The organism is Phenylobacterium sp. (assembly GCF_020402505.1).
Lineage (GTDB): Bacteria > Pseudomonadota > Alphaproteobacteria > Caulobacterales > Caulobacteraceae > Phenylobacterium.
In genome coordinates, this window is the sequence record NZ_JADBZL010000047.1 from 1 (window position 1) to 7,136 (window position 7,136).

The following is a 7,136-nucleotide window of genomic DNA, read 5'->3' on the forward strand; positions in this document are numbered from 1 at the left end:
CCTCCTACGCCGGCCAGGGCTATGGCCTGTGGCGCGCGACCGAGCGCGACGGCGGCCGCCCCGTGGGCCTGTGCGGCGTGCTGAAGCGCGACGGCCTGAAGGACCCGGACCTCGGCTACGCCTTCCTCGCCAGCGCCTGGGGCCGGGGCTACGCCTCCGAAGCCGCCCGCGCCTGCCTCGACCACGCCCGCCGCCACCTGCGCCTGGGCCGCATCGTCGCCATCACCACCCCGGGCAATGTGGCGTCGCAGGCGGTGCTGAAGAAGATCGGGCTTAAGGCGGCGGGGGTGGTGCGGCTGCCGGGGAAGGACGAGGACAGCGCGTATTTTGTGTCGGAGGGGTAGGGGGGCGATCAAAAGCTCATGAACGCCCAAGCCCATCTTGGTCCGCCTTAAAGTCCATCGGCGAACGGTTCCAGCTCGGCCACCGTGGCCACGAGGCCCTGCCGGGTCAGGGCCTTCAGATACGACTCTACAGAATACGGCGGGTTCCTGAGGCGGGCGCGCACCTTCCGGACGGCGCTGCAGAAGAGCCCGGGCGCAAGGCTCATCTGGTTGCAGAGAAATTCGTCGGGATGCTGGGCCTCGATGCCAAAGGGCTCAAGGGCCAAGTCGGGAAAATCCCTGAGATTCTGCGTCACGATCACATCGCAGCGCCCCGCGATGGCGGCGGCGAGGACGTGGCGATCCTCTGGGTCGGGAAGCCCAAGCGTCGGGATCAGCCCTTCGTAGCCGGTCACGAGGGCGTCGCGGGTATGTTGGTCCATGAGGTCGCGTGTTCGCTCCAGGGCGGCGCGCTCGCGGTGGGGCTCATTGCGAAGGAGCGCTTCGATCCACTCGCGGTGGATGTCGGCGCTCCAGCGGGCCTTGAAGAGGTCCGTAACGGCCAGTTGCAGGAACAGGTCCCGCATGGGCGCGGGATAGAGGACGTTGGCGTCGAGAAGCGCCGAAAAGCGGCTCATGCAGGGCCATAGCCCATGTCCTGCGCCTGCGCGTCGGTCACAAGCTGGTCCAGAACGGCCTCCCGCTCACGGTCGATCCTCGCCTTGTAGGCCATGACGTCCTCCATGCGGATTCGACGGTGCTTGCCCACCTTGCGATGGGGGATGGCGTTCTCCTCCAGCAATTTGATCAGAAAGGGGCGGGAAACGTTCAGGATCTCGGCGGCCTGCACGGTGGTCAGTTCGGCGTTCTCCGGAATCAGGGTGACGCCGCGTCCTGCGGCCATGGCTTCGAGGATGTCCATCAGCAGGGCGGCCGCGCCTGTGGGCAGCTCAAGGGGCTGATCCTGGCCGGCGTCCCGGACGCGAAGCGTGAGGGGGCGATGCCCCCGCGCAAAGTGGGACAGGAGCTGCCCCGAGGCGCGCGCCAGGGCGGCGTCCTGCGCGGAGGGCGGGGGCTGTCGGTGAGCGAGCAGGGTCATGGGAATTTCCTTATCCTGCCCCCGATTTAGGCATTAGATGCAATAAATGCAATAAATGTATTGAATGGTACATTGGCCCGGTGCGGTTGGCCCGCCGCCACCTGCGCCTGGGCCGCATCGTCGCCATCACCACCCCGGCCAACACCGCTTCGCAAGCAGTGCTGAAGAAGATCGGGCTGAAGGCGGCGGGGGTGGTGCGCCTGCCGGGGAAGGATGAGGACAGCGCGTATTTTGTGTCGGAGGGGTAGGGCGGCGTCAGGCCTGCTCGCGCAAGGCCTCGTACAGTTGGCCCGGTCCGAGCAGGATGTCCTTCAGGCCCTCGCGGACCCGGGGGGAGTCCAGCGCCTGCTTGCTCATCGCCTGGTGGGCGGACAGGGCGTCCATGATGGCGTTTAGGATCTGGGTCTCCAGGGTCGGAGAGGCGGCGAACTGGGCCTTGGTGTTGTTCTTGGCCTGGGTCGCCAACTCCTTGGATTCCAGTAGTTTCCCCTTCAGGACATTGTTCACGTAGACCAGTTGGTCATCGTCGGTCAGGTCGCCGTCGAAGAGGCCGTTCACCTTCTCCAGGATTTCGGCGATCAGGGCTTTTTGCGGGTCGTGCACCGCCCCGCCGCCCGCGCCCTCGATGGGCGGGATCCCTGGAGTATCGCCCTCGCCGAGCTGAAAATTCTGTTTTCCGAGCGACTTGATGGCGTGGTGGGTCAGGATCAGCTGGCTGGTGTCGATCCCGGTCTTCTCGCGGCCAAACTCGAGCAGGCGCTCCAGGGGCTTGTAGAACAGGAAGCGCTTCTCCACGGCCGTGTTTCCGTAGTCGAAAATCTGGCTGAGGAAGGTGTAGAGGCGGATGTAGGCCCCCAGGTCCCCCTTGAAGAGGACCAGCGTCGCCATTTCCTCCGACGCCGACTTGGCCGCCGCCTCGTCGCCCGCGTCCTCTGCGGCCAGCTTGGCGGCCTTTGCGGCGGCGAACCGCTTCAGCAGGCGGTCGGCAACCGGGTTGATGGCCGCGATCAGGTCGCCCTGAGTGGACTTCGGGTTGACCAGCACCTTGACCACGCGATCGACCTCGAAGTCGTCGTACCAGCCGGCGCCATCCAGCTTGGCCTTCAGGTCGAGGACGAGGTTGGGATCGGTCAGGGCCTCAAGTTCGGCCCGGTCGTAATAGGTCTTGAAGGCCTCCAGGACGTCCTCGCCGCTGTTGGCGAAGTCGAGGACGTAGGTGGTGTCCTTGCCCGGATGCGCGCGGTTGAGGCGTGACAGGGTCTGCACCGCCTGGATGCCCGCCAGGCGACGGTCCACGTACATGCCGCACAAGAGGGGCTGGTCGAAGCCGGTCTGGAACTTGTTGGCCACCAGCAGCAGGTGGTGGTCCTCGCCCTTGAAGGCGTCGCGGATGTCGCGGCCCTTGAGCGTCGGGTTCAGTTGGGGACTGGTCTCGGCAAGGGGTTCGGGGCTGCTGTCAGGGTCGTTCACCTCGCCCGAGAAGGCGACCAGGGTTCCCAGGCCGTAGCCCCTTTCCTTGATGTAGGCGTCAATCGCCAGCTTCCAGCGCACGGCCTCCTTGCGGCTGGCCAGCACCACCATGGCCTTGGCCTTGCCCTCCAGCAGGGGCGCCACGGAGGTGCGGAAGTGCTCGACGACGATCTTCACCTTCTGGCTGATGTTGTAGGGGTGCAGCTTCACCCAGGTCATGATGCCCTTTAGGGCCGCGCTCTTCTCGACCTCGGTCTCTTCCCAGTCCTCGCCGTTGGAAGCGAGTTTGAAGGCCAGCTTGTAGGGCGTGTAGTTCTTCAGGACGTCGAGGATGAACCCTTCCTCGATCGCCTGCCGCATCGAATAGACGTGGAAGGCGGTCGGCAGGTTCCCCTCGCCGACCGGGAGTTCCGGTTTTTCCGGACGGCCGAAGAGTTGCAGGGTCTTGGCCTTGGGCGTCGCGGTGAAGGCGACATAGGTCACCCCCTTGGGATTGGCCTTTTCGGCCATCTGGAGGGCCAGCAGGTCCTCGACGTCGATCTCGCCGCCGTCGGCCAGGGCCTCCGTGTCCTCGGGCGAGAGCACCTGCTTGAGCTTGGCGGCGGCTTCGCCCGTCTGGCTGCTGTGCGCCTCGTCGGCGATGACGGCGAACCGCTTGCCCCCGGTGGCGGCCAGTTCCTGCACGGCCTGGAGGGCGAAGGGGAAGGTCTGGATCGTGCAGACGATGATCTTCTTGCCGTCGGCCAGGGCCTTGGCCAGCTGGCCCGACTTGCTTCCGCTCTCGCTTGTGATGGTCTCGACCACGCCCGTGGTGCGCTGGAATTCGAACAGGGCGGCCTGGAGCTGGCTGTCGATGACATTGCGGTCCGAGACCACGATCACCGAGTCGAAGACCTTCTTGTCCTGCGCGTCGTGCAACTCGGACAGGAAGTGCGCGGTCCAGGCGATGGAGTTGGTCTTGCCCGATCCAGCGGAGTGCTGGATCAGGAACTTCCCGCCGGGGCCTTCCTCGCGGACTTTTGCAACCAGCTTCCGGGTGGCGTCCAACTGGTGATACCGGGGGAAGAGGATGGCGGTGATCTTCTTCTTCGCGTCCCGCTCGGTCACGAGGTAGCGGCCCAGGATCTCCAGCCAGCTGTCCCTCTGCCAGACCTCCTCCCAGAGATAGGCCGTGGGATGGCCGAAGGGGGAGGGGGGATTGCCCTTGCCGCCTTCGTTCCCCTTGTTGAACGGCAGGAACCGGGTCGCCGGACCGGCCAGCCTGGTGGTCATCATGACCTCGGTGTTCGACACCGCAAAGTGCACCAGCGCCCCGGACGGGAAGGTCAGCAGGGGCTCGGCCTTGCCGCCCTTGGGATGGGGGTTGCGGTCAAACCGGTACTGGGCGACCGCGTCCTCGACGCTCTGGGTGAAGTCAGTCTTCAGCTCCACCGTGGCGATGGGCAGCCCATTGAGGAAGAGGACCAGGTCGATGCTGTTCTGGTTGGCCTCGCTGTAACGGACCTGCCGGATCACCCTCAGGCGATTGGCTTTGTAGTTCGCAACCAGCTTCTCGTTCATGCCCATGGCGGGCTTGAACTGGGCCAGCCGGATGGGGGCCTTCAATCCGACCAGTTCAAAGCCGGTGCGCAGGACCTCCAGGGTTCCCCGGTCGTCCAGCGACTTGCGCACCCGGTCGAGCAGGACGCTTCCGGCGGCGGCGGCGTGGGTCTTCTCCAGCGCCGCCCAGGCGTCACCCTGGGTCTCCTGCACCCAGGCCAGGAGGTCCGGCGGATAGAGCGCCCGGGCCCGGTCATAGGCCTGGGCGTCCTGGCCGAAATCGTAGAGCCAACCTGCGGCGGAGAGGACCGTGCAGACCTCGGACTCGAAGCTGATTTCCTGGTGAAGGGCGGCCATCAGATGAACTCCTGGGCGGCCTCAATGATCTGGTCTTCCCACTCCCTGTAAGTAGTGGCGCCGCCCTCCAGTCGCCATTCTTGGGCGCCATTTGATGGGCGTCCGTTCACGACGGCGGCGGCTGCGGATGGGCTTTTGAAGGCGTAGTCCTTGCTGAACACACAGCGTTCCCCCTGAGGGACGAGCACTCCCGTTCGCTGCAACTCGTTACGCTGTTGAGCGTAACCGCTGCTTTCTGTGTTCCGCCCCTCCCAGGCTCCGCGCGCTACGGATCCAGCCTCGACAATGAAGTCGGCGCCTTCAAGCCTTGCCGTCGCCCTGAGACGGTGCTTCCGGTTGACCAGTTCAAAGCGAACGCGGTCGCCAGCCAGGGTGTCTGTCGCAGGCGCTGCACTCGGCCTGACCGATTGCACGAACATGTCGATCTGCAGGGCCGGAAGCACCATGAACAGATAGTCCAGGAAGGCCTCCATATTGGCCTCCGCCGCTTCGGAGAGCCCGGGCCGAGGGGGGGTGTTCCCATTGTCGAGCGTGACTCGACCTACCAGCCTAGCCTGCTCGACCAGGCGGGCTTCCAGATACTTTACATGGGCCTTGTGGAGATTGTTTGCTGCTGAAGTCACGAGCACTGCCGTGGTCCACCAGTCCTTGCGGATGTCGTGGCTGCGGATGCGTTCGCTGATGTCCTCGCCCTCGCCAACATAGGCTCTGGGTTCCCCGTCCTTTTCGCCCAGGAGCAGATAGACCCCCGTGTAGCGGGCTTCCTTGCGGCCAAGCGCGGCGGCGATCTGGGTGCGCGGAGCCATGAGAAGGTGACCGGTCCAGTTGAAGACCTCAGCGGTGAGCATCCCATCGGGGCGTCCATCGATGAAGTAGAGCTCAAGCGAGCGACCGGCGACATTTGTCATCGGGGGGGCTCCAATTCGGCTGGGGCGAACTCGCGGACGTCGATCTTGCCGGTGACGGCGGCGGAGATCAGGGCGCTGCGGCGTTCCCGTAGCAGTGTCGTTCCAGCCTCCGCCTCTCTATTGAGGGAGTCCAAGGCTCCGATTTCGCGCTCTATACGGGCCGAGATTTCAGCTTGTTCAGCAGGCGATGGAACAGCAACCATGCATCCTCCCAACTCCTCAGCATTTAAATGCGGCTGTGCAGCTCGCATCCGTTCGATATCGATCTGCCCTTCCTTCAGGTAGGCGCTGAGTAGAGAGAAACTTAGGAATTCTGACATGCATCCGAATGGTCTTATCACCATATCAAATCCAGCGATTGCCGGGAGATTTTCAGACCTGATGATCGCAGAGTCTCCAGTATACGCACCACTACGTACTATGATAATATCTCCATCTTCCAACCAGATAACGCGATTTTCAGGAAGATCCGAAGGGTCAATCAGCACAAGTCCTGAGAGGGATAGCCTTCCATGATCCACGTTTGTTGCACGGATTAGGGGGACGCCATCGTCTCGGTAAGGCGGCGGTTCCCCAATGCCGTATCTAATGGTCGCGAGGCGCTTGAGGGGGATCACCTCCCAATGCGCCGGCACCTCCCCGAGCCATTCGACGCCGCTGTCCTTCGTGGGGGCGGTGGGGTCGAGGCCCTTGGTGACGGCGTGGGAGATGACGGCTTGGCGCTTTTCCTTCAGGAGCGCGATCAGTCGCTCCTGCTCCTCGATCAAGGCGTCGATACGGGAGGTTTCTCGATCAAGGAATTTAGCAATATTGGCCTGTTCTGTTTGAGGGGGAATAGCCAAAGAAATCTTAACAAGTTCATTCGCATTTATCGCTGGGTAGCTGATACCTGTCGACTGAGCGATAATTTTGCTTATTACTGCCTCTGATTGAATAGAGTATCCGAGAAAGCGAGATAAGCAGAGCTTTGGGCGAACCACTGCAAATCCTGTCGATACAATCATGTTTTCAGGTGGATTTTCGACCTGTGCTATCGCTCGCAGATAGGTTCTTACCGTGGAAACCACGATGTCACCGTCCCGCACAAGCCGGCGGGCTCGTGAGGGAGCTTCACCAAATGAGTAGCTAGTTGATCCCTTGATACCAGCACCAGCCTGGACATCGGATATCTCGACGTACTCGATCTGCATCTCCGCGTCTGTCGCTTCGGCCAGAACCTCGTCATTAACCGACGCTACCGCTTTGATCGGCTTGACGTCCCACGGCGCCGGCACCTCGCCGAGCCATTCGACGCCGCTGTCCTTCATGGGGGTGGTGGGGTCGAGGCCCTTGGTGACTGCGTGGGAGATGGCGGCCTGGCGCTTTTCCTTCAGCAGCTCGATCAGCCGCTGTTGCTCCTCGATCAGGGCGTCGATCCGGGCGGTCTCGCGGTCGAGGAAA

At 63.3% G+C, this 7,136-nt stretch carries 7 protein-coding genes; 2 read left to right on the forward strand and 5 right to left on the reverse strand.

The window, feature by feature from the left end:
• On the forward strand, positions 1 to 344 hold a 344-nt coding region (locus IM632_RS03930; protein WP_296552030.1), incomplete at its 5' end, for a GNAT family N-acetyltransferase.
• A gap of 47 nt (positions 345 to 391) precedes the next feature.
• Here the strand turns inward: IM632_RS03930 and IM632_RS03935 are convergent.
• Together IM632_RS03935 and IM632_RS03940 are read right to left on the reverse strand one after the other, a co-directional pair.
• The gene (locus IM632_RS03935; RefSeq protein ID WP_296521003.1) at positions 392 to 961 is read right to left on the reverse strand and encodes a putative toxin-antitoxin system toxin component, PIN family; all 570 of its coding nucleotides are present in this window, start codon (positions 959 to 961) and stop codon (positions 392 to 394) included.
• Positions 958 to 1,422, reverse strand: a complete 465-nt coding sequence (locus IM632_RS03940; protein ID WP_296481109.1) for a helix-turn-helix domain-containing protein — start codon at positions 1,420 to 1,422, stop codon at positions 958 to 960. Before IM632_RS03940 ends, IM632_RS03935 begins: the two co-directional genes overlap by 4 nt.
• An 80-nt stretch (positions 1,423 to 1,502) precedes the next feature.
• Here IM632_RS03940 and IM632_RS03945 point away from each other — a divergent pair, with 80 nt between their 5' ends.
• The gene (locus IM632_RS03945; RefSeq protein ID WP_296481112.1) at positions 1,503 to 1,670 is read left to right on the forward strand and encodes a GNAT family protein; all 168 of its coding nucleotides are present in this window, start codon (positions 1,503 to 1,505) and stop codon (positions 1,668 to 1,670) included.
• A 7-nt stretch (positions 1,671 to 1,677) separates the two neighbouring features.
• Here the strand turns inward: IM632_RS03945 and IM632_RS03950 are convergent, their stop codons facing one another.
• The 3 genes from IM632_RS03950 to IM632_RS03960 form a co-directional block, all read right to left on the reverse strand.
• The gene (locus tag IM632_RS03950) at positions 1,678 to 4,788 is read right to left on the reverse strand and encodes a type I restriction endonuclease (RefSeq protein ID WP_296552031.1); all 3,111 of its coding nucleotides are present in this window, start codon (positions 4,786 to 4,788) and stop codon (positions 1,678 to 1,680) included.
• Positions 4,788 to 5,696, reverse strand: coding sequence for a GIY-YIG nuclease family protein (locus IM632_RS03955; RefSeq protein WP_296523497.1), 909 nt, complete (start codon positions 5,694 to 5,696; stop codon positions 4,788 to 4,790). The genes IM632_RS03950 and IM632_RS03955 overlap by 1 nt, the downstream gene beginning before the upstream one ends.
• Positions 5,693 to 7,136: restriction endonuclease subunit S (locus IM632_RS03960; RefSeq protein ID WP_296552032.1), on the reverse strand; the 1,444-nt coding region annotated here is incomplete at its 5' end. The genes IM632_RS03955 and IM632_RS03960, both read right to left, overlap by 4 nt.